Origin of the sequence: Romboutsia sp. 13368, assembly GCF_018336475.1 — a bacterium.
Classification (GTDB): domain Bacteria; phylum Bacillota; class Clostridia; order Peptostreptococcales; family Peptostreptococcaceae; genus Romboutsia.
Map to the genome: position 1 here is coordinate 650300 of NZ_CP048741.1, position 1547 is coordinate 651846.

Below are 1547 nucleotides of genomic sequence, written 5' to 3' on the forward strand. Positions count from 1 at the left end.
ATAATAACATTTATTACCAATATATCTATTAACATACAAAATACCTTGAAGAAATACACTTAAATGTTATATAATGGTATATATACTGATTAAATATAAGGTTACAGAAAAATTACACTGTGTGTTAATTTTTAAGGAGATTGATTATGATAAATAGAAAAATTGCAGTAGGAGTAAGCATACCTGCTATGGCCCTTGCATTATCAGTTACATCTTCATTTGCAGATTCAAATGAAGGGACAGTAACAGCTAGTGCATTAAATGTAAGAAGTGGACCAAGTACAAGTTACAGCGTTACTACTAAGCTATATAAAGGAAATAAAGTAGAAATATTAGAAACATCAAATGGATGGCATAAAATAAAAACATCAAATGGAACAATAGGATGGGTAAGTGGAAGTTACATAACTGTTTCTTCAGGAAGTACTTCACAAACATCATATAAAGCAACAGTAAATGCAACNTCATTAAATATAAGAAAAGGAGCAGGAACAAGCTATTCAGTGATAACAAAGTTATCAAAAGGAACAGTAGTAGATGTACTAGAAAGTGCATCAAATGGATGGAAGAAAGTAAAAACATCAGGTGGAACAACAGGATGGGTAAGTGGAAGTTACTTAACAACTGGTATNNNGATAACTCAACATCACAAACATCATATAAAGCAACAGTAAATGCAACTTCATTAAATGTAAGAAAAGGAGCAGGAACAAGCTATTCAGTGATAACAAAGTTATCAAGAGGAACAGTAGTAGATGTTCTAGAAAGTGCATCAAATGGATGGAAAAAAGTAAAAACATCAAATGGAACAATAGGATGGGTAAGTGGAAGTTACTTAACAACAGGAGTASTGATAACTCAACGTCACAAACATCATATAAAGCAACAGTAAACACAGATTCATTAAATATGAGAAAAGGTGCAGGAACAAGTTATTCAATAATAACAAAGTTATCAAGAGGAACAGTAGTAGATGTTCTAGAAAGTGCATCAAATGGATGGAAGAAAGTAAAAACATCAGGTGGAACAATAGGATGGGTAAGTGGAAGTTACTTAACAACAGGAGTAGTTAATCARCCATCAACACCANNTAGTTCATCAGTAGAAGCTGTTTTAAACTTCGCATCTCAACAAATAGGTAAGCCTTATGTTTGGGGAGCTGAAGGTCCAAGTTCATTTGACTGTTCAGGACTTACATATTATGTATATAANNNNGCAGGTATAACTTTACCTAGAACAGCTGCAGAACAATACAGTAAGGCAGGAGTACATGTAAGTAGATCAAACTTACAACCTGGAGATTTAATATACTCAAGTACTGATGGAACAGGTAAAATAACACATGCAGCTATATATGTAGGAAATGGACAAATGATACATGCACCTAGAACTGGTAAAAATGTTGAGAAGATTAGCATAAATAATAGCTACTGGAGTAAAGCATATGTAGGTGCAAAAAGAGTTTTATAGTATAAACTAAATATTTAATATGAATACCTCAAAGTAATATTATTTTGAGGTATTTTTTTATGAAAATATCTAAATAT

At 31.9% G+C, this 1547-nt stretch carries 3 protein-coding genes; all 3 read left to right on the forward strand.

Going from position 1 to position 1547, the window contains the following annotated elements:
- Window positions 1-188: 188 nt before the first annotated feature.
- Genes G3997_RS02680 through G3997_RS02690 form a run of 3 tightly spaced genes read left to right on the forward strand, consistent with a single transcriptional unit; the run spans window position 189 to window position 1470 of the window.
- Window positions 189-674, forward strand: a complete 486-nt coding sequence (locus G3997_RS02680; protein WP_442971226.1) for an SH3 domain-containing protein — start codon at window positions 189-191, stop codon at window positions 672-674.
- Window positions 599-892, forward strand: coding sequence for an SH3 domain-containing protein (locus tag G3997_RS02685; protein WP_296647676.1), 294 nt, complete (start codon window positions 599-601; stop codon window positions 890-892). The genes G3997_RS02680 and G3997_RS02685 overlap by 76 nt, the downstream gene beginning before the upstream one ends.
- A 17-nt stretch (window positions 893-909) precedes the next feature.
- Window positions 910-1470 carry a C40 family peptidase gene (locus tag G3997_RS02690; RefSeq protein ID WP_296647679.1) on the forward strand — a complete coding sequence of 187 codons (561 nt, stop codon included), beginning with the start codon at window positions 910-912 and terminating at the stop codon, window positions 1468-1470.
- Window positions 1471-1547: the final 77 nt, after the last annotated feature.